At 53.1% G+C, this 21,246-nt stretch carries 19 protein-coding genes; 7 read left to right on the plus strand and 12 right to left on the minus strand.

The window, feature by feature from the left end:
• Positions 1-12 precede the first annotated feature (12 nt).
• Both curA and OGY10_RS12175 read right to left on the minus strand, forming a co-directional pair.
• Positions 13-1,047 carry an NADPH-dependent curcumin/dihydrocurcumin reductase gene (curA, locus tag OGY10_RS12170; protein ID WP_218659235.1) on the minus strand — a complete coding sequence of 345 codons (1,035 nt, stop codon included), beginning with the start codon at positions 1,045-1,047 and terminating at the stop codon, positions 13-15.
• 58 nt (positions 1,048-1,105) lie between these two features.
• Positions 1,106-1,681 carry a helix-turn-helix domain-containing protein gene (locus OGY10_RS12175; RefSeq protein WP_003833097.1) on the minus strand — a complete coding sequence of 192 codons (576 nt, stop codon included), beginning with the start codon at positions 1,679-1,681 and terminating at the stop codon, positions 1,106-1,108.
• A gap of 37 nt (positions 1,682-1,718) precedes the next feature.
• On the opposite strand from OGY10_RS12175, the gene OGY10_RS12180 reads away from it, so the two are divergent.
• Both OGY10_RS12180 and OGY10_RS12185 read left to right on the plus strand, forming a co-directional pair.
• Entirely contained in the window at positions 1,719-2,237 is a 519-nt protein-coding gene (locus OGY10_RS12180) for a GNAT family N-acetyltransferase (RefSeq protein ID WP_048235335.1), read from the plus strand.
• Positions 2,234-2,683: a DMT family transporter gene (locus OGY10_RS12185; protein ID WP_008784831.1), complete on the plus strand. Its 450-nt coding sequence runs from the start codon at positions 2,234-2,236 to the stop codon at positions 2,681-2,683. The genes OGY10_RS12180 and OGY10_RS12185 overlap by 4 nt, the downstream gene beginning before the upstream one ends.
• Positions 2,684-2,747: 64 nt before the next feature.
• Here OGY10_RS12185 and OGY10_RS12190 read toward each other — a convergent pair whose 3' ends face one another.
• Together OGY10_RS12190 and OGY10_RS12195 are read right to left on the minus strand one after the other, a co-directional pair.
• Positions 2,748-2,981, minus strand: coding sequence for a YdcY family protein (locus tag OGY10_RS12190; protein ID WP_003020183.1), 234 nt, complete (start codon positions 2,979-2,981; stop codon positions 2,748-2,750).
• 17 nt (positions 2,982-2,998) lie between these two features.
• Positions 2,999-4,597: an ABC transporter substrate-binding protein gene (locus OGY10_RS12195; RefSeq protein ID WP_103014863.1), complete on the minus strand. Its 1,599-nt coding sequence runs from the start codon at positions 4,595-4,597 to the stop codon at positions 2,999-3,001.
• A gap of 282 nt (positions 4,598-4,879) precedes the next feature.
• On the opposite strand from OGY10_RS12195, the gene OGY10_RS12200 reads away from it, so the two are divergent.
• Genes OGY10_RS12200 through OGY10_RS12210 form a run of 3 tightly spaced genes read left to right on the plus strand, consistent with a single transcriptional unit; the run spans position 4,880 to position 11,332 of the window.
• A complete protein-coding gene (locus OGY10_RS12200) occupies positions 4,880-6,187 on the plus strand; it encodes an SrfA family protein (protein WP_286576798.1) in 1,308 nt (435 codons plus the stop codon).
• 4 nt (positions 6,188-6,191) lie between these two features.
• Complete coding sequence (locus OGY10_RS12205) at positions 6,192-9,173, plus strand: virulence factor SrfB (protein ID WP_286576800.1); 2,982 nt, start codon at positions 6,192-6,194, stop codon at positions 9,171-9,173.
• A complete protein-coding gene (locus OGY10_RS12210; protein WP_286576801.1) occupies positions 9,170-11,332 on the plus strand; it encodes a virulence factor SrfC family protein in 2,163 nt (720 codons plus the stop codon). Before OGY10_RS12205 ends, OGY10_RS12210 begins: the two co-directional genes overlap by 4 nt.
• A gap of 19 nt (positions 11,333-11,351) precedes the next feature.
• Here OGY10_RS12210 and OGY10_RS12215 read toward each other — a convergent pair whose 3' ends face one another.
• Complete coding sequence (locus OGY10_RS12215; protein WP_003020198.1) at positions 11,352-11,525, minus strand: GhoT/OrtT family toxin; 174 nt, start codon at positions 11,523-11,525, stop codon at positions 11,352-11,354.
• Between the two features lie 192 nt (positions 11,526-11,717).
• Here OGY10_RS12215 and yncL point away from each other — a divergent pair, with 192 nt between their 5' ends.
• Positions 11,718-11,813: a stress response membrane protein YncL gene (yncL, locus tag OGY10_RS12220; protein WP_071524268.1), complete on the plus strand. Its 96-nt coding sequence runs from the start codon at positions 11,718-11,720 to the stop codon at positions 11,811-11,813.
• A gap of 119 nt (positions 11,814-11,932) precedes the next feature.
• On the opposite strand, the gene OGY10_RS12225 is transcribed toward yncL, so the two are convergent.
• A complete protein-coding gene (locus OGY10_RS12225) occupies positions 11,933-12,712 on the minus strand; it encodes an AraC family transcriptional regulator (protein WP_048214153.1) in 780 nt (259 codons plus the stop codon).
• 101 nt (positions 12,713-12,813) lie between these two features.
• Here OGY10_RS12225 and OGY10_RS12230 point away from each other — a divergent pair, with 101 nt between their 5' ends.
• Positions 12,814-13,941 carry a multidrug effflux MFS transporter gene (locus tag OGY10_RS12230; protein ID WP_286576802.1) on the plus strand — a complete coding sequence of 376 codons (1,128 nt, stop codon included), beginning with the start codon at positions 12,814-12,816 and terminating at the stop codon, positions 13,939-13,941.
• Between the two features lie 193 nt (positions 13,942-14,134).
• Here OGY10_RS12230 and patD read toward each other — a convergent pair whose 3' ends face one another.
• The 6 genes from patD to OGY10_RS12260 form a co-directional block, all read right to left on the minus strand.
• On the minus strand, positions 14,135-15,562 hold the full coding sequence (gene patD / locus OGY10_RS12235; protein ID WP_003833127.1) for an aminobutyraldehyde dehydrogenase: 1,428 nt from the start codon (positions 15,560-15,562) through the stop codon (positions 14,135-14,137).
• Positions 15,563-15,583: 21 nt separating this feature from the next.
• Positions 15,584-16,390 carry an ABC transporter permease gene (locus OGY10_RS12240; RefSeq protein WP_003020204.1) on the minus strand — a complete coding sequence of 269 codons (807 nt, stop codon included), beginning with the start codon at positions 16,388-16,390 and terminating at the stop codon, positions 15,584-15,586.
• Positions 16,380-17,324 carry an ABC transporter permease gene (locus OGY10_RS12245; protein ID WP_008784840.1) on the minus strand — a complete coding sequence of 315 codons (945 nt, stop codon included), beginning with the start codon at positions 17,322-17,324 and terminating at the stop codon, positions 16,380-16,382. The genes OGY10_RS12240 and OGY10_RS12245 overlap by 11 nt, the downstream gene beginning before the upstream one ends.
• Positions 17,325-18,341 carry an ABC transporter ATP-binding protein gene (locus OGY10_RS12250; protein WP_125363256.1) on the minus strand — a complete coding sequence of 339 codons (1,017 nt, stop codon included), beginning with the start codon at positions 18,339-18,341 and terminating at the stop codon, positions 17,325-17,327. It abuts the gene before it with no gap.
• 16 nt (positions 18,342-18,357) lie between these two features.
• Entirely contained in the window at positions 18,358-19,503 is a 1,146-nt protein-coding gene (gene ydcS, locus OGY10_RS12255) for a putative ABC transporter substrate-binding protein YdcS (protein WP_008784842.1), read from the minus strand.
• 327 nt (positions 19,504-19,830) lie between these two features.
• Positions 19,831-21,240, minus strand: coding sequence for an aminotransferase-like domain-containing protein (locus OGY10_RS12260; protein WP_191227156.1), 1,410 nt, complete (start codon positions 21,238-21,240; stop codon positions 19,831-19,833).
• Between the last annotated feature and the right edge of the window lie 6 nt (positions 21,241-21,246).

Raw genomic sequence — 21,246 nt, forward strand, 5'->3', positions numbered from 1 at the left:
AGTTTTTACGCATCACTCCTCAGCAAGACGAATCACTACCTTGCCGAAGTTTTTGCCAGTCAGCAGACCGATAAAGGTTTGTGGTGCATTTTCCAGACCGTCGGTCACCTGCTCGCGGTAGTGGATTTTGCCCTCTTTAACCCAGCGCCCCATCTCCCGCTGAAACTCATGAATACGGTGTCCATAATCCTGACCAATGATAAAACCCTGCATGCGGATACGCTTTTTCAGCAGCGTTGCCATTAACAGCGGTAATCTGTCAGGTCCGGCCGGAAGCGACGTTGCGTTATAACCGCTGACCAAGCCACAAAGCGGAATCCGCGCTGAGGTATTGAGCAATGGCAGAACGGCATCAAATACTTTTCCACCGACATTTTCGTAATAAATATCAATACCCTGCGGGCAGGCTTTTGCCAGTTGTTGCGCAAAATCTTGTGCGTGGTGATCGAGACAAACATCAAAACCCAATACCTCGGTGGCATGTCGGCATTTCTCTGCCCCACCCGCCACACCGATCACCCGACAACCCTTAAGCTTACCGATCTGCCCGACCGTTGCGCCAACCGGCCCGGTTGCGGCAGCTACCACCAGCGTTTCCCCCGCTTTTGGCTGACCGATATCCAGCAGGCCCATATAAGCGGTAAACCCCGGCATACCCATAACACCCAGCGCCCAGGAGGGATGCTCGGGATGATCGCCAAGCTTCACCAGCCCGTTACCGTCGGAGATGTCATAGTCCTGCCAACCGCTGTAGCTCAATACCCATTCGCCTGGCTGGTAGTCCGGATGGTGGGATGACACCACGCGACTTACGGTACCCCCAACCATGACACCACCAATATCTACTGGTGGTGAGTAAGATGGCTCATCGCTCATGCGGCCACGCATGTAGGGATCGAGGGAAAGATAAACTGTGCGCAACAACATCTGGCCTTCGCCCGGTGTTGCGACTTCATCTTCTTCAAGACGGAAGTTCTCTGGGACTGGCGCGCCATGTGGACGGGAAGCCAGTACCCAACGACGGTTACGATTAGTCTGTTGACCCATGATGTGCTCCTCTGCTTTTGGCATGAATCCATCAATAGTAGCAGCCCGTTCCTGCTATTTAGCTGACGACGTGATTTAACCGCACAACCAGGTAAACGCAAGGTTGCGCGGTTTCATTGATAAACCGACAGTCATTCGGCGGGCCAAGTTCCAGGCAATCACCTGCCTGCATTTCATGGCGTACGTCCCCTTCGACAAAGACTAATTCCCCCTGCTGTAACCAGATAAGTTGTCTGGCCTGCACATAGGAAGAGGCTGGCATCGGGATATCACTTCCGGCGGGTAATTCGATCTGCACCAGATCGATAGGCAGATCGCTGCGCGGTGAAACATGGCGGCGCAGATAGTGACTTTGTGGATCGTGCCAAACAGGCTGATCGACGAAGCGCAGGAGCTTGCCCTCCTGCATTTCAGCTCGTGCAATCAGGGTAGACATGCTGATGCCAAACGCGCCGGAAAGCCTGCCCAGCAGCGTAGCCGTTGGACTACTCTCGCCGCGCTCTATTTTATGGATCATGGCCCGCGACACACCCGCGCGCTCGGCAAGTTCCGTGAGTGACCAACCGCGAGATTCCCGCTCAATGCGAATTCTTGCACTGATCCGTTGATTTATGCTGTCTTCAATAGTATTCATATTGTAATACTATAGTGAACAAGCCCTGAGGTTCAACATGTCAATTCGATTTGCCAGCAAAGAAGACTGCGCCGCCATTGCAGAAATCTACAACCATGCGGTACTGCATACGGCGGCTATCTGGAACGATCAAACGGTCGATGCCGAAAATCGTATTTCCTGGTATGAAGCCCGCCAATTGATGGGGTATCCGGTGCTGGTGAGTGAAGAGAATGGCGTGGTTACGGGATACGCCTCCTTTGGCGACTGGCGTAACTTTGATGGCTTCCGTCATACCGTTGAACATTCGGTGTATGTTCATCCTGAACATCAGGGAAAAGGGCTAGGACGGGCACTGCTCAGCAGACTGATAGACGAAGCCCGCGCATGCGGCAAGCATGTGATGGTGGCAGGTATTGAGTCTCAGAATCAGGCATCACTGCATCTGCACAGCTTGCTGGGTTTTAAAACCACCGCGCAAATGCCGCAGGTTGGCACTAAATTTGGCCGTTGGCTGGATCTGACCTTCATGCAGTTACAGCTAGACGATCGCCGCGATCCGGATGCCCGTAGATGAACCAGACGCTGACCCTCTCCTTTCTGATTGCCGCAGGTATTGGTCTGGTGGTGCAAAATACCTTGATGGTACGCATCACCCAGACATCCTCGACGATCCTCATCGCCATGTTGCTTAACTCGCTGGTTGGGATCGTGCTGTTTGTCAGCATACTGTGGTTTAAGCAAGGTTTGGCAGGGTTTGGTGAACTGGTATCCAGCGTGCGCTGGTGGACGCTCATCCCCGGCTTGTTGGGATCGTTCTTTGTTTTCGCCAGTATTAGTGGATACCAAAATGTAGGCGCCGCCACGACGATTGCGGTACTGGTGGCTAGCCAGTTAATCGGCGGGCTGGTGCTGGATATTCTACGTAGTCACGGCGTGCCGCTGCGGGCGCTGGTAGGCCCGGTCTGTGGCGCGGTGCTGTTGGTCATCGGGGCGTGGCTGGTGGCGAGACGTTCATTTTAATTGCCTGATGGCGCTTCGCTTATCAGACCTACAGAACGTGCCTGTAGGTCGGATAAGGGAAATATCAGAGGATTGTGCCGCCTTTGGTCAACTGTTCGCGACGGGCTTCCATATCTTCTTTATGCTGACGGCCATGATGTGCGATAGCCGTACGCAAACGCTGTTGCTGGGTATAGCGGTCTTCCCGGCTCAACGCGACATCATCGCTGAGTTCAATCAGCAATTCATTCATATGCGTAATGACGCTCTCTTCAATGGCGGCATCAACACGTGCGCTGACCTCATCCAGATGCGACATAACCTCTCCTTAACTCATTAATTTAATTTTGCTTTTGAAAAATCACTGCCCATCAGGCTGACGCTGTATCCGCTAACGTTGCTGCGCGTAGCATAGAACGTTTTACCGTTTGCCAGGGCTATCCACGGAGCCTGCTGGTAGAAAATCTCTTGCGATTGCTGGTAAAGCGCGGCGCGCTCTTCCGGTTTACTCACCAGCTTCGCCTTTTGAACCAGCGAATTATACTCTTTATCGCACCAGCGCGCGGCGTTAGATCCGGTTTTTATGCTGTCGCAGCCCAGCAGCACATCGGCGAAATTATCCGGATCGCCGTTGTCTGACATCCAGCCAAACAACGCGGTGTCATGCTCACCTTTACGCATTCCGGAGAGATATTCCCCCCACTCGTACGACACAATTTTCGCCTTCACGCCCACCTTTGCCCAGTCGCTCTGGATCATCTCAGCAATCCGTCGGGAGTTCGGGTTGTAAGGGCGCTGAACCGGCATTGACCACAGCGTCGCTTCAAAGCCGTTTTCCAGCCCCGCCTGCTTCAGCAGGTCTTTTGCCTTTTGCGGGTCGTAAGCGTAATCCTGCAGATCTTTATTGAAGCCCATCATATTCGGCGGAATCGGTGATTTTGCCACCGTACCGGAACCTAAAAAGACGGCGTTAATAATGGCCTTTTTATCGGTCGCGTAGTTTAGCGCCTGACGCACCAGTACGTTATCAAACGGTTTTTTCTCGGTATTAAACGCCAGATACCCGACGTTTAGCGCTTCAACTGAATGCAGCGTCAAATCTTTATTCTTTTTAATCTCGTCAAACTGTACGGGGGCTGGCGCCGGGATTATCTGGCATTCATTGGTTTGCAGTTTTGCCAGGCGCGTCTGGACGTTTGGCGTGATGGAGAAGATCAGGTGCTTCGTTGGAACGGCGCCATCCCAGTAGTTAGGGTTGGCAAGATAGCGGATTTGCGAGTCCTGCTTGTACTGTTGCAACACGTAAGGCCCGGTGCCAATCGGCCAGTTATCGACGTTTTCCGGGGTGCCTTTTTTCAGCATCGCGTCGGCATATTCCGCAGAAAGGATGGAGGCAAAATCCATACCCCAGTCGGCAAGAAACGCGGCATTAGGTTCATTGAGGACAAACTGAACGTGATAATCATCGAGCTTCTTCACTTCTTTAATCAGTTTATCCAGACCAACATCGTTAAAGTATTCGTAGCTTCCCTGAGAAACCTTGTGATACGGATGATCGGCATCTTTCTGCCGTAATACCGAGAAAATCACGTCATCAGCGTTGAAGTCGCGGGTCGGTTTAAAGAATTTATTACTGTTGAATTTCACGCCCTGACGCAGGGTAAACGTGTAAGTCTTACCATCCGGGGAAATCGTCCAGTCCGTTGCCAGAGACGGTATCGGGGTATTCTTTACTGGATCAAAGTTGATGAGTCGGTTGTAGAGCACCTGTGAACTGGCCACAAATGAAGGACCTGAACTGGCGATTTGCGGGTTAAATGACTCCGGAGATGCTTCAGAGCAATAGATGATGGTGTCAGTATTGGCCGCGAACGCAGCGCCTGACGGTAAGACGGCGCTGAGAGCCAGCGCGAGTAACGTTTTCCTTGCAATCATGGTTATAAGCCTTCTTATTTTATTATTAACCGAGATATCAGAGCATAGCTGACAAAAACTGACCAATAACAAATCACTATCAGGTTATTCTAATCCGGTGTATTTCGCTGAATAATTCATCACTCCAAGCGAATTAATTTCCCTTAAGTCTTTTTCAAAACGTCAAGATTTTTCCCGGCACTCTATGCCATGAAAATTAGCCCCTTTTTGCCTCTCTTTCGCCGTTTGCTCGTTTTTATAAAACGTAAAGTAGATACGTGAAGAAGTCTAAGGGGTAACAACGTGGCAAAAACTCTCTTGCGCAGCGGCAATTTGGATGACTATCAGGCCGTGGGCGGCGGTGGTCAGGCCGTGTTTGATTCAGCATTGCAAATTCGTGAAACGCTTCGTCTGCGTAAACAGCAGGCGATGGTGGATTGTCTGGCGATCCCACAAATTAACGACAACGGCGATCGGGTTGACTGGTATTCCCCGATAGAAGGGAAAGCCGTGGCGTGGAAAGCCGCTGATGAAGAAGCACGTTTTCGTGCGCTGCGCTATCTGGGGAGCACGCTGGAAAATGCGGCGACCCTGAGCCGTAAAAGCCTGCAATCGGGGAAAACTTCCCTACAGCTGTTTGGCTCACTGCTCGAAAAAGCCATCCAATTTCCCGGTGAAAATCACGTGTTTCTGGTTGATGGCAAACCCGTTATTACGTTCTGGGGCTTCGTCAATCTGAATGAAAATCCCCGCGACGATGTGCTCGACTGCCTGCGCATTGCCGATGTTCCTCCTGTGGTTACCGTAGCAGAGCCAGAACAGGAAGAAGAAATCGCACCGGAAATTACCTTTGCCGAGGCCGATGTCCCCTTACTGACGCCGGTCGTTGATCTGCCAAAACCGGTTGAACCTGAACCTCACCCCCCGGTTATTGTTAGCGAACCTGAAGTCACTGCCCCGCCGGTACATGAAAAGCCCATACGCCGCCTGCCGCTGTGGAGCCTCCCCGTTGCCGCAGTGATTATTGCAGCCATCGTTGGGCCGCTGCTGTGGAAGCAACAGACCACCCAGCCCGTACCCGCAGTAGCCGCTATTGAAGTCGCTAAGGTTGATATGGCACCGCTACCAGCACTGACATCTGCACTGCCCCTGCATCGTGCTGAAGTGACTCCCGCTGCGAAGAAAGAGAAACCTGTCGAAGGACCGGTGGTGATCGCCGCGATTCCAAAAGATGCGCTGGTGATGGATGCCAACCAGATGAAGGCAGGAACGACGCGTTTTCTCAACGGTAACTGGCGCGTCATGGTCGATGTTAAAGATCCGGTGAGCGGCAAAGCGCCGTCGCTGCGCTATCAGATCCAGGCCAATAAAGGCACTGCGCGCGTGGTTCATGGTGACAACATTGTTTGTCGTGCCGAGATTTTCTCTGGTTTGCACCAGTCGGGTGAATTAATGATTAAGAGTCGCGGCAATGCCCGTTGTACCGACGGTTCACGTTATCCGATGCCTGAAATTACCTGCAAAGCGGGAACCAATGACGTCGCCGCCTGTACCGCGCGTTATGACGATCACGCGGAAATCCCTCTGACGATCAAAAAGATAGGTGCCTGATTTTATGTTGGTGAATCTGTGTGATTACAAACAGAGCGTGACGCTCATCGCCAATAGCGGTGTGCAATTTCTGGATTTCGGCCTCACGCCGCAGGAATCTGCGCACCATGGACGCTTTGTGCGCAAAACGGCAAACGGTCCGCTACTGAGACTAGACTTCGATCTGACGTCAGGACGCTATACCCTACCGGGCAGCACCGGCGCGCAACCCGAAGTGGTGAAGCCGGAAAGTACTCAGACGCTGCACTATTCGCTGGACGTGCTCGACGGCGTCTGGCTGCCACTGCCGTTTTTGCGCTTTAACCCGCCGCGTACGTTTGTTGAAGGTCCGGATAACTGGGCACGCGTGCAGGTGCGAAAGCTGCCGCAGTCGGACAGCGCAGGCAACACCCACCGTGTTACCGTAGCGCTGGACAGCCAGCTTACTGAAAATGCCCCTGCGACGTTAACCCCCAACGAAAATGATCTGCTTAACGGTACACGGTTTGCGCTGGCCTGGCATGACAACGAAATTGCTGATTTCCTTGACCAGACCTGGATTGACGGCTGGTTGCGCGAATCTTTTATGCACCATGTCACCCAACATGAGAACCGCTCAGAACAAGAGATCCAGCAGGCGCTGCGTAACTTTGAATACCAGGCGCACTGGCTGAATGTGCTGACCCTGTTAGGTGAGCAGCTTTCCGTCCCGGAAGTGAAACTGGTTACGCACACCCTTAGCACACCCGCCATTCCCGTCGATCTTATTTTGGATATCGGTAATACCCATACCTGTGGTGTCCTGATTGAAGATCACGGGGATGCCAATGACGGGCTGCGTCAGACCGCTGAATTGCAGGTCCGTTCGTTAAGCGAGCCGCAGTTCCTCAACAATCCGCTATTCACCAGTCGGCTGGAGTTTTCCGAAGCACGCTTTGGTAAGCAGCACTTTTCCGTTGAGAGCGGACGTGATGACGCCTTTATCTGGCCGTCGATTGTGCGTGTGGGTGATGAAGCCCGTAAGCTGGCGATGCAGCGTATGGGCACCGAGGGCAACAGTGGGATCTCAAGCCCGCGCCGCTATCTGTGGGATGAAACGCCGGTGTTACATGACTGGCGCTTTAGCCAGATGAATGGCAAAACCCAGCGCGAACCGCTGGCTACCGCCTTCCCGCTGATGAACCTGATGAACGATGACGGGCAGCCGCTGTTCAGCCTGCCGCAGGACGATCGTCTGCCAGTGTTCTCACCACAATACAGCCGCAGCACGCTGATGACGCATATGCTGTGCGAAATACTGGCCCAGGCGCTGGGGCAAATTAACAGCGTAGCGACGCGTTTGCGCCTCGGATTCCCGGCGTCTCCTCGTCAGTTGCGGACGCTGATCCTGACCCTACCGTCGGCGATGCCCAAACAGGAGCGCGAGATTTTCCGCCTGCGCATGTTTGAAGCTATTGCCCTGGTCTGGAAAGCGATGGGCTGGCACCCGCAGGATGAAGACTTCACCACCCGTAAGCAGCAGGAAAAGAGTGTGGTTCCCGTACCTGAAATTCAGATGGAATGGGATGAAGCCAGTTGCGGGCAACTGGTGTGGCTGTATAACGAGGCTATCTCACACTACGATGGCCACACCGAATCGTTCTTTAACGCTCTTGCCCGCCCGGACCGTTTGCCAGAGCCTGGTGAGACTAAAGGCCGTGCACTGCGCGTGGCATCGATCGACATTGGCGGCGGGACAACGGATATGGCCGTCGTTCATTACCAGCTTGATGACGGCGTTGGCGCGAACGTCAAAATTACCCCGCATCTGCTGTTCCGTGAAGGTTTTAAGGTGGCTGGCGATGACATGCTGCTGGACGTGATTCAGCGCTGCGTGTTGCCTGCGCTGCAAACCCGCTTACAACAGGCTGGCGTGACCGACGCCGCCGCATTGCTGGCCACGCTATTTGGCGATTCTGGTCGCATTGACACCCAGGCGATTTTGCGTCAACAAACGGCGTTGCAGCTCTTTATGCCGCTCGGTCATGCGGTCCTCTCTGCCTGGGAACAAAGCGATATTAACGATCCGGTCGCCGGGCTACATGCCACCTTTGGCGAACTCCTGAGTCAACAACCCACGCGCAACGTGATGAACTACATCCAACAGGCTATCGATCATGCGTTGCCAGCAGGGTCGCCAGCGTTTGATGTTCTGAGCGTGCCGTTACAGGTACAGTTCAGGCAGTTACAAGAAGCACTATTGGCGGGGCAATTTACCCTGACTTCCCCACTGCACGCGGTTTGTGAGGCCATTTCACACTATCGCTGCGATATCTTATTAGTGACCGGCAGGCCCGCCTGTTTACCGGGTGTACAGGCGTTGATCCGCCATCTGCAACCTGTTCCGGTTAACCGTATGATCTGGATGGATAACTACCGCGTGCATGAGTGGTATCCGTTCAGCCAACAGGGGCGGATTGGTAACCCTAAATCCACCGCTGCTGTAGGCGCTATGCTGTGCAGCCTGGCGCTGGATTTGCGTTTGCCACGTTTTAACTTTAAAGCTGCCGATATAGGCGCTTACTCGACCGTACGCTTTCTCGGTGTGCTGGATAATACGGTCAATACCCTGCGCGATGAGAACATCTGGTATCACGATATTGATCTGGATAAACCTGGGGCGAAGCTGGATGCCCGGTTGCATTTCCCGTTACGTGGCAACGTGACGTTAGGATTTCGGCAACTGGCAAACAGCCGCTGGCCTGCCACGCCGCTGTATACGCTCAGCATAAACTCTGCCGAACTGGCAAAAACTATCGCCGGAGATGGCGTGTTGAATGTTCGGCTGCAGCTACGCGGCGGCAGCAAAGAAAGTGGCCCGGAATTCTTCATCCTGAGTGATGCCTGGTTACAGGATGGCACCCCCGTTGCCGCCAATGCCTTAACGTTAAAACTGAATACGCTGGCAGACCGTCGCCATAGCGGAAGCCATTACTGGATTGATAGCGGGAGCGTGTACCTGAAATGAGTAAGATGTTAAATACCGCGCAGGCCGCCATCGAGTGGGTGGTAGATACCCGTCAACGTGCGGCGCGTCTTGATGATGAAGCGGATGCCCTGCTGGCACAGCTTACGCTAGCCGCAGTGAGTGAATCTGCGTTGAAGGAGACCTTTTCATCGCAAGGATGTATAGGGTTATACGGACACTCACAATCGGCAAAAGCACATCTGCTGGCGGCATTGTGCTGCAATGCCACTGGCAAAGTGAATATTGTTACCCCGGATCGCAGCTTTGATTATTTCTCGCATATTAATCCGGGCCATGCACCAACCAATATGGCGATCCGCTTTACGCGCGATGAAAATCCGCATGATAGCGAATGGCCGTTGCGTCTGCGATTACTCAGTGAAGCCGAACTGGTACAGCTATTTATCGCCCAGTTCAGCGCGCTCCCGGGCAACCGACAGGTCGAGAAATCGATTATTGAGGCGCGCCTGGAAAAATGGCAAACGCTTCGTCAGCGTCACCCGGTGCCGGGCATTACCGCACATGATGTTGCGGCAATTGGTCGTTTCTGGCGCTCCTGCGTACCGGCAAACCAGCAGCAAATTGACGATGCACTATGGTATCAGTTTGCCACGTTGCTGCCTGCACTGGACCTGACTACCCGGGCAAACGCCTGGGCGTTACTGTGGGGAGAACAACCAGAGCTGACGCAGCAGTGGCTGGCGCTGGCGCACACGTTGCAACAAACCGGACACGCGCAAGAATTAGCGGCCCCGCTGAGTCTGCTGGTTGATCATTTTGGTTTACCGGCCGAAAGTTTCCTGACCCAGGTGGCATTGACCAGCAATAATGAGACGCAAAGCGATGTGGTGGTTCATCCGATTGAAAATCATCAGTTGCTCAATGCGGTCAGTCTTTCTTTGTCGTCACTGGCGCTGCTCACGCGCGAGCTGGTCCTGACGGTTGAAGACTCGGTGCTGGAGAATGTCGATCTGCTCGATATTCCCCTCGCCCCGGATGCTCATCCTAACCCACTGTGGCAGGCAAAATTAGGCTGGATGCTGGAACATTATCGCCAGCACCTGCAACCGGATGTGCTCTTAATCTGCAACGCGGTCTCTGCCCGCGCCCAGACGCCCGCCATCACCCGCAAGCTGTTGGGCTGGGTCAACGATACCCAACCTGTTCATGATGCCGCATTACCGGGCGTGGTTTGGGCCATCACCCCACAGGATGCGCGTTTTAGTACCCAGCAAAACCTTGATGAATCCGTGCAGCAATTGATGGGCAAGCCCGGGCTGCATTGGGGTACGTTGCAGGCGCTGGATAAACATAGCTTACAACGTCTTGTCGAATGGCTGACTCAGGCAACCTCACCACAGCAGCGCCAGGCCAGGTTGACTTCTCTACGCGAGCAGCATCAACAGCGCATCCGCGAAACTCTGAAAAGCTGGATTAATCCCGCTCAAGCTGAATCGGATAGCCACGAGTCGGTGATCCGCCAGTTACAGGCGCAAGCGGCAAAACATGGCGAACTGCTGGATGGTTTGCTCCCGCCGATGCGCATTTTTGAGTCGCTGCTGCGTATTCAGCAACCGCGCGAGGAGCAGGTAAGCGGTTTATTTAATGAAGAGATTGACCTGTTTGCCGAAGTGCGTGACACACTACACTCGCCGGAAAGTCAGGAGACCGGATATCAGGCACACAAAATGTGGATTAACCACGTGCGCCAGTGGTGTCGCGATGAAAATAATGCCCGCCGTTTACGACTCGATCCCCGTACGTTAAGGCTGGTTGCCGACATTCTCGTCACCACCAGCTATCGCCTGGAGATGCCACAACGCTTACAGCGCATTATGCAGCGAGAAAATGTCTGTGCCGCGCAGTTACACGCCGATATTGGTGATTTTATTACCTGGCTTGGATTTGCCGACGTTGCTGAGGAACAGCGCCCTGCCAGCAGGATCCAAAAAGGATCGCCTATTTTTAGCGCGCCGAAGCAATCGCCGATGTTACGCCTGACGAAGCTGGATGAACAACCCTCGCATGGTGCAAGCCGTTACGTTTACGACTGGCTGGTTGCCTTGTACACCCGTGCGAATGAGAATGCGGGATATCAGCACCCACAGGATGTCTCTGAAACCGACAAAAAACGATTAGATGCCCTGCTTTTCTCCTGAAACGGCGAATACGCCGTCATCAGAAAAGAGAAAACATCAGCGCAACGGGAAAACTCATCGGCCAGGTCGCCCCAACTAATACCGCGCTAAGAAAGCGGATCCGCTTTTTATCGCGGGAAAGAAACCAGGTGATGATTGCCGTGATGACGGCCATCACCGCATAAAAAACCAACATTTTTTGGTATAGGGACATTTAAGGCATCCTGGCCAGAAGGGAAAATCGCGCGCAATATGCTCTTTTTCATGACTCACATCAAGTTTTATTAATTAATTTAAGAAAAACGGCTGTAAAACAACCCATTTTCATTATGTTCAGAATTCGTACTATTGCGGATAGTTATAAGCCGTACTATACCCATAAGGGTTAAAACGAAAGGTGGCAAAAATGAATGTTTCCAGTAAAACTGTGGTGCTGATAAATATATTTGCTGCTGTAGGACTTTTCAGTCTGATATCCGCAAGGTTCGGCTGGTTTGCTTGATGTAACTCTTCTTGATTAATTGCAGCGTCCGCTGGCAGAGAGGATCTTCTCTCTGCCATCAGTAAACGATCTTCCCACTCTGCTATCACTGGGTAAATTATCCTTAATATGTAATAACCCTAATCCTTCTGCGGCATTATATTGCCCGAATATCGGCCAGGTGTTGTGCCGGTATGTTGATGGAAGAACGCAATAAAAGCACTGTCGCTGACAAACTCCAGATATTGCGCGACCTGGCTGATATGGCCTCCGTCAGCCAACATCTCCATGGCTTTTAACAGCCTAAATTGCTGCCGCCAGTCCTGATAATTCATCCCGGTATCCCTGATAAATATTCGGCTGATCGTCCTCTCGCATGCCCCAACCTGTCGGGACAATTGATTCAGTCGTGGTGGCAATTCCCCCATGCGTAATCCCTTGAGCCACACGTTAAGCCGCGGATCTGAGGGATACTGCAATGTCCAGTTTTCAGTGCGGGCGGCACGCATTTCCTCACAAAAAACGGTAATGAGGCTGGACTGCTGTGCGGCAGGCATTTCCCATGGCCAGAAGGCCATACGTTCTATCACTTCAAAAAACAGCGGATTAACTTCGACTATCTGCAGCGGTAACTCAGATAACGGCAATGCGGTAGAAAAGTACAAAGAGCGATAAGCCATCACACCACGCATTATGGCGCGATGTACCGTGCCTGCCGGGATCCAAACCGCACGGCGTGGCGGTAGCAGACACAGGGCCTGCTCCAGCTCAATCGTAATACTTCCCGCTGCCGAAAAAAGTAGCTGATGACGAAGATGACTGTGCCGCCCGGAATCATGTACCCCCATATCGGCAGCAATACCGATTACCGGTTTATCAAAGCTATCCGCATCAAAAGCATCATCAGGGGCAATTTTCATTATCTATCTGATATTTGATATTTAAAGTCCTGATAATGGTAATACGACATATCCCTTTCAGCAATAATGCCCGCCTGTTTTCTGTCTCTCTGGATATTGCTATGAACACACTTCGTCGCCCATCGCTGTGGCTTCTTACGCTACTGATTATGTTTCCACAACTGGTGGAAACCATTTACAGCCCGGCATTGCCGGGTATCGCTACCTCTTTTCACGTAAGCAGTGAGCGCGCGGCTCAAACACTCTCCGTTTATTTTGTTGCCTTTGCCGTCGGCGTAGCGATGTGGGGTTGGCTAAGTGACTGCATCGGACGACGTTGGGCGATGTTGGCAGGGCTTATCTGCTATGGAACAGGTTGCGTATTGGCCGTTGTTGCCACCGACTTCAGCGTTTTGCTGCTGGCACGGATGATCTCCGCCGTCGGTGCGGCTGCGGGGTCGGTCGTGGTACAGACCATGCTAAGGGACAGTTATGAATCAACTGCGCTATCCCGCGTCTTTTCCGTGATGGGGGCCGCGCTGGCATTGAGTCCGGTTTTTGGCCTGCTAAGCGGAGGTTGGTTAGTGAGTCTGTACGGCCATACCGGTGTCTTTGTTGCCCTTGTGCTGTTGGCGTTGCTACTGCTAATACTGACAGCGACCATGCTGCCAGAAACCCGGCCCGAACATACGCTCAGCCCGAAGCTTGCCGCGCTATTTTCCCGCATGATGCGGGACAGTGAGTTGCGGAAAAACGCCATGCTGGTTGCCCTGCTGAACACCATGCTGTTTAGCTATTACAGCCTGGCACCGTTTCTTTTTGGGCAATTAGGATGGAGCTCCAGAGCCTTTGGCTGGACGGGGTTGCTACTTGCGTTTGCTTCTCTGTCAGGTAGCCTGCTGAACCGAAGACTGTTAACGACAGGTCTGACGCCGGAGCGACTGGTACGTTATGCCTGTGTGCTGGCAGCGTTGTCAGGTCTCGTCGCGTGGTGTTTACAGCACTCCGAGTGGATCCTGATTCCGGTGTTCGGCGTGGTGATTGCCTATGGTATCGCCATTCCCAATGTGCTGAGTCAGGCGCTGCGTCACTACCGTGAACAGGCCGGTGCCGCTGGTGCTTTGTTCGGATTAAGCTATTACCTGTTACTTGGGATGATGCTGGGTTTAGCCGGCATGGTGCAGCAACTGGGGCTGGTTCTGAGCGTCTGTGCCCTACTCGCCTGGCTTTGCAGCCTGGGCCGCAGATAAACCCGATGGCGATCCTGAAAGCACAAAGCCCCGGCTATATGCTGGGGCTTTGTTGTATCAATTAGCCTGACCTCGCGGATATTTCCAACTTACCGCCGTCCGATGGCGACGAGGCCAGTGGCGCGAATAGTATAGACACACGTATGCCAATATTTAGCTATCCGTGCCCCATTCGCCGATCGCGCTTAAGATATTACTCATGCTTGATCATAACATGGCGAATAACCGTGTAATCCTCCAGCCCATAAACCGACATATCCTTGCCATAGCCGGACTGTTTTTGCCCACCGTGCGGCATCTCGCTAACCAGCGTGAAATGGGTATTGACCCAGGTGCAACCATATTGCAGGCGAGCGCTAAAGCGATGCGCTCGCCCAACATCCCGGGTCCAGACGGAGGATGCCAGGCCGTATTTCGAATCGTTGGCCCATGCCAGCACCTGATCTTCATCATCAAATACGGTCACGCTGACCACCGGACCGAAAACTTCCCGCTGTACGATGGCATCGTCCTGCTTCGCCCCAGCAAGCAGCGTCGGGGCAAAATAGTAGCCTGAACCATCCACTTTTTTACCGCCGGTGATGACCTTAATATGGCCCAACGCTTTAGCCTCATCGACCGCTTTAGTCACGCGATCGAGATGTGCCTGCGAGCTCACTGGTCCCAGCTCGGTCGATTCATCATTCGGCGGACCGATTTTCAGGCTGGCAACGGCGGCGCCAAGTTTTTCGACCAGTGCATCATAAATGCCTTTCTGGGCATAAATTCGGCAAGCGGCGGTACAGTCTTGCCCAGCGTTGTAATAACCAAAGGTCCGCACACCGCTCACTACTGCATCCAGATCGGCATCATCAAAAATGATCACCGGAGCTTTTCCACCCAGTTCCATATGCGTACGTTTAATTGACGGCGCGGTGTGCTGAATAATGTGTTCACCGGTTGCAATGGAGCCGGTCAGCGAAACCATGCGCACTTTTTCATGACCGGTCAGCGGATCGCCCACCGTTTTACCGCGACCAAACAGCACGTTAATCACGCCAGCCGGATAAATGTCTTTGGCAAATTCGGCCAATTTAAGCGCCGTCAGCGGAGTAATTTCTGACGGTTTAATCACCACGCAGTTCCCCGCCGCCAACGCTGGAGCCAGCTTCCACGCCGCCATCATCAGCGGATAGTTCCACGGCGCAATAGAAGCCACCACGCCCAGCGGATCACGGCGAATCATCGAGGTATGCCCTTCCAGATATTCACCGGCCGCCTGTCCTTGCAGGGTACGCGCCGCACCGGCAAAGAAGCGGAAAACATCGACAATAGCGGGAATTTCATCGTTGAGAACACAGTGCAGCGGTTTACCGCAGTTAAGTGATTCCAGCTCAGCGAAGGTTTGCGCGTTATCAGCAATAGCATCCGCCAGTTTCAGCAGCAGTTCAGAGCGGACTTTCGGCGTGGTTTGCCCCCAGGTGGCAAACGCGGCGTCTGCCGCACGTACAGCGGCATCAACCTGCATGGCTGACGCCTCAGCAATCTCCAGAATGAGTTCACCAGTGGCAGGGTTATAGACTGGCTGCTTTTCACCTTCACCGTTGACCAGCTCGCCATTAATCAGTAATTGATGTTGCATAGCAATTTCCCATATCGTCGTTTATTTACCGTTTCCGGCGAGAGTGTCGCCTTCACGCGTTAGCCACCAGGCCCCTAAAATTGGCAGTGTTGTCACCAGCATTACCAGCAATGCCACAACGTTGGTGACCGGCACATCCCGTGGACGGCCCAATTGATTGAGCAGCCACAGAGGAAGTGTTCTTTCATGTCCGGCGGTGAACGTTGTCACGATGATTTCATCAAACGACAAGGCAAACGCCAGCATCCCCCCCGCCAGAAGTGCCGATGCCAGGTTTGGCAGCACGACATAACGAAAGGTTTGCCAGCCATTGGCGCCAAGATCCATAGACGCTTCGACCAGACTCCATGAGGTACGGCGAAAACGCGCCACAACGTTGTTAAACACCACCACCACGCAAAATGTCGCATGGCCCACCACGATCGTGAGAAAACCCGGTTCCAGGTTGATGGTTTTAAACGCGGTCAACAGCGCAAGGCCGGTAATAATGCCCGGCAGCGCGATCGGCAACAGTAGCAACAGCGATATTGCACTTTTGCCAAAAAAGTCCCTACGCCACAGCGCGGCCGCGGCCAGCGTCCCCAGAACAAGGGCAATAGCTGTCGACAACGCAGCGATCTTAAGTGACAACGTCACAGACTCCAGAATATCGCTACGCTGCGCAGCAACGCTAAACCACTTCAGCGTTAATCCCTGGGGTGGAAAACTAAAAGCAGCCTCCTCAGTATTAAAAGCATAGGTGGCGATGATGAGGATGGGAAAGTGCAGGAAAATAACCCCGCCCCATGCCGCCAGTTTGAGTAGCCAGGGTGCGCGTTCAGAGTGCATCGAAAGCTCCCAGACGCTTCACGAACGCCAGATACAGTGCGATTAACACAATCGGCACCAGAGTAAATGCCGCCGCCATCGGCATATTGCCGATCGCCCCTTGTTGCGAATACACCATGTTGCCGATGAAATAGCCCGGCGGTCCCACCAGTTGCGGCACAATAAAGTCACCCAACGTCAGAGAAAAGGTAAAGATCGAACCCGCTGCAATACCCGGTATCGCCAATGGAAGCACCACATAGCGGAAGGTTTGACGCGGACGCGCGCCCAAATCAGCAGAAGCCTGTAACAGCGACGGCGGAAGTCTCTCCAGCGCGGCCTGTACCGGCAGGATCATAAACGGCAGCCAGATATAGACGAACACCAGGAAACGCCCTAACCCTGAAGTCGACAGCGTATTGCCGCCTACCGCAGGCAATGTCAGGAACGAAAGCAGCAACGGCTCCAGCCCAAGGTGGGTTAAAAACCACTGCGCCACGCCGTCTTTAGCCAACAGCAGCGTCCACGCATAGGCTTTAACGATGTAGCTGGCCCACATTGGCAACATTACGGCAATGTAAAAAAAAGCCTTCATTTTGCCGCTGGTATAGCGAGCCATATACCACGCCATCGGAAACGCCAGAATCGCGCTGGCGATGGTGACTGCTACCGCCATCGTCAGAGTGCGCAAAATGATGTCGTAGTTAGCGGGATTAAACAGCGCCTGCAAATTCGCCAGCGTCAGGTCTGGTGTGACCGACATGGTGAAATCGTCGAAGGTATAAAAACCTTGCCACAACAGCGTCAGTAATGAGCCAAAGTAGACGATGCCAAACCACATCAGCGGTCCGAGGAGCAGCAAAAATAACCCCAACCCCGGATTACGCCAGAAGTAACCTGAGATCCGGTTCAGGCTTGTCGACTGTGGAGGCGAATGTAAGACGTTCATAGCCATTCACCTCTCCTCAACCAGCGGTACCATCACGTCGCGTGACCAGGATGCCATCACCTGCTGACCTGGCGACAACGTTGACGGTAGCATTTCTCCCGTCAGGTTCGCCTGGCTAACCAGCAATTTTTCCCCTCCGGCGAGTTTTAGCTCAAACCGCGTCGCCGCGCCCTGGTACTGCACCGCCTGGATAACTCCCGTAGCCTGGACTTCTCCCCCGGCATCATTCAAACGAATATGTTCCGGGCGCAGGGAGAACATCCCCTGTAACCCGCAAACGTTCGCCGACATCGTCGCATCGAAGACATTGGACGTCCCGACGAAACTTGCCACAAACGGCGTACGTGGACGCATATACAGTTCACGCGGAGAATCTACCTGTTCAATGCGACCGTTATTAAACACCGCCACACGATCGGACATCGACAGGGCTTCCCCCTGATCGTGGGTAACAAAAATGAACGTGATGCCAAGAGATTGCTGTAATTTTTTCAGTTCCAGCTGCATCTGTTCACGCAATTTAAGATCCAATGCCCCGAGCGGCTCATCCAACAGCAGGACGCGCGGCTCATTGACCAGCGCCCGGGCAATCGCCACGCGCTGACGTTGCCCACCGGAAAGCTGCGACGGTTTACGCTCATGCACAAAACCAAGTGCAACCTTATCCAGCGCTTCACGTGCTTTCGCGTGGCGCTGTTTTTTATCGATGCCTTTGACCATCAGCCCGTAGGCGACGTTGTCGAGAATCGACATGTGCGGGAACAACGCGTAATCCTGAAATACCGTATTGACGTCCCGTTCCCAGGGCGGCAATTCGCTGGCCTGCTTACCAAAAATGGTAATTGCGCCGCCTGACAGTTGCTCAAACCCGGCAATCAGGCGCAGACAGGTGGTTTTGCCGGAGCCGGATGGCCCCAGCATAGAGAAAAACTCACCGTCGTTAATCGCAATACTCACCCCATCTACTGCACGAACATCCCCATACAAACGCGAGACGTTATGAAACTCCACTGCGTACGTCATAAAACCCCCAGCGGAATTAACGACCGCCCATAATGGCGATGTAATCCTGCGTCCAGCGACTGTAAGGAACGAATTTTCCACCTTCGGCAATCGGCGTTTTCCAGAAGGCAATTTTGTCAAAGTAGCTATAGCCGTTGGTTTCACAACCCTTTTCACCCAACAGTGGGCTGGCTTTACAACCTTCAGGCACCACTGGCAGAGAACCAAACCAGGCCGCTACGTCGCCCTGTACTTTCGGGGTTAATGACCAGTTCATCCATTTGTAAGCACAAACCGGGTGTTTCGCTTCACTGTGCAGCATGGTGGTATCCGCCCATCCGGTAACCCCTTCTTTTGGGAAGACCGTGGCAATTGGCTGACCTTCGCCTTTCAAGGCGTTAGCCTGATAAGGCCAGGCGCTTGACGCTACCACGCCTTCGTTTTTGAAATCGCTCATTTGCACGGTGGTATCGTGCCAATAGCGATGGATCAGCGCGTGCTGATCGCTCAGGACTTTGATCACCGCCTGATACTGTTTTTCAGTGAGCTGATAGGGATCGGTAATACCCAACTGCGGCTGAGTGGCTTTAACGAATAACGCGGCATCGGCAATATAGATCGGGCCATCGTAGGCCTGAACGCGCCCTTTATTGCTTTTCCCATCCTCAAGTTTTTGCTCAACAAACACCACGCTCCAGCTATCCGGCGGCGTTGGGAAAATTTTGGTGTTATACATCAGCAGGTTTGGTCCCCACTGGTACGGTGTGCCGTAAACTTTTCCGCCAACGTTAAACCATTCTCCTTTTACCACGCGTGGATCGATGGTTTTCCAGTTAGGGATCAGCGCGGTATTAATTGGCTGAACGCGTTTTCCCATAATCAGGCGCAGTGAGGCATCACCAGAAGCGGTAACCAGGTCGTAGCCGCCTTTTGCCATTAGGCTGACCATTTCATCAGATGTGGCTGCCGTTTTTACATTAACCGCGCAGCCGGTATCTTTCTCGAACTGCGAGACCCAGTCATATTGTTTATCGGTTTGCCCACGTTCGATATAACCCGGCCAGGCAATAATATCCAGGCGGCCTTCCGGTTTATCTAATGATGTGGGGGGTTCGGCTGCCTGCGCAGTCATCAGCGTCATACTGAGTGCGCACAGGCTACTGAGGGCAAACTGCTTGCTCATAACGTCTTACTCCTGTCTAAAAAATATTGAGCGGCAGCCTTGCCGTAAATATATGTCCTTTTCTAAAAATAGTCGGGGTGTTGTAAGCGTTCCTGCTGGCGCAAGGAAATTTAATCAGGTTGTGAGCTAACGCTCATTACGCTACAGACTCTGACCTGGGGGTAATCTTCTGGAGTATAGACAAGGAGTTAGATGCAGAGGTGGCAATAGTATTAACTATTGATATTTTGTATAGACGCACCCGATATAAATAATACCGTGGTTCAGCATTCACTATTTCGAAAATAAGAACGCGCTATTCATTTATATTGAATAGCACGTTATGGTTTATTTCATCATTTCACGAATTAATTTACCAAGCTGTTTTACGGCCTGCTCTTCGCGATCTCCCCAGTGCCATGCAGTATTAAAACGAAAAAAACGTGTCCAGCTTCCCGAGGTCGAGAACATTTTCCCCGGCGCAATACTGATGTGGTGTGCCAGCGCATGGGTACTGAGCACACCAGCATCAAGCGGTTCCGGCAGTTCCAGCCATAGAAAATAACCGCTGTCGTTGTGGTGAATTTTGACTTCCGCCGGAAGATGACGCAGCAGCGTTTGCCAGGCCTGTTGTTTACGTTCCGCCAGTTGCCGACGCAAGCGCCGTAAATGCGCGTCATAGCGCCGGGTTGAAAGATAATCAACAAGGGCAAGCTGCATGGGCGAACTGGTAGATAAGGTGCTCATTAGCTGGAGTCGCTGAATACGCCGGGCATGTTTCCCTGCTGCCACCCAGCCAATACGAAATCCTGGTACCAGACACTTCGAGAAGGACGAACAATGCAGAACGCTGTCGGCGCGATCCCAGGCCTTGGCGGGCAACGGTTTTTCGCGGCCAAAGTACAGCTCGCTGTAAACATCATCTTCAATCAGTATTACGTGGTATTTTTCCAGCAAGGCAACCAGACGCGCCTTTTTCTCTGCGCTGAGCGTAAAACCCAGTGGATTTTGGCTGTTTGTCATTAGCCAGCAAGCTTTTACCGGGTACTCCTGCAACGCCTGCTCCAGCGCGGTGAGATCGATCCCCTCTTTTACGTCGGTGGCAATCGAAAGCGCCTTCAGACGTAATCGCTCCAGGGCCTGCAACGCCCCGTAAAAACAGGGGTTTTCGACAATTACCCAATCACCCGGTTCGGTGACTGCTTGCAGGCTCAGGTTGAGGGCTTCCATCGCGCCGGTGGTGATGACGATTTCATCAGGTGAAATGGTCATCCCCTGTTGAGCATAGCGACGGGCAATGGCATGACGCAGCTCAGCATTCCCCGGCGGCAGGTTTTCAATCACGCTCATGGCGGTGGCAGTTTTACTCACCTGCGCCAACGAGCGATTCAACTGCTGAAGTGGAAACAGCCGCGGGTCGGGGAATGCGGAGGCAAAGGGCATCACTGACGCATCCCGGCTGGCCTGCAACATATCAAAAATGTAGGTATTGATATCCACTGCTTCATCGCGCATGACCTGCACCTGCGGCGCAGCAAATTCACGTTCGGGGCGCGCGGCGACATAATAGCCAGACTGCGGTCGGGCAATAATCCGCCCCTGGCTTTCCAGCAACTGGTATGCGTGTCCGACGGTCATAAAACTCATTCCGCTGCTGACCACCTGCTCACGCAAGGATGGCAAGCGATCGCCTGGCTGCCATACGCCAGACGTAATTTGATCGCGAATTTGCTCTGCCAGTCGCTGGTACTTTTTCATTTTTCG

Origin of the sequence: Citrobacter sp. Cpo148, assembly GCF_030332375.1 — a bacterium.
In the GTDB taxonomy this organism is placed as follows: Bacteria; Pseudomonadota; Gammaproteobacteria; order Enterobacterales; family Enterobacteriaceae; genus Citrobacter; species Citrobacter portucalensis.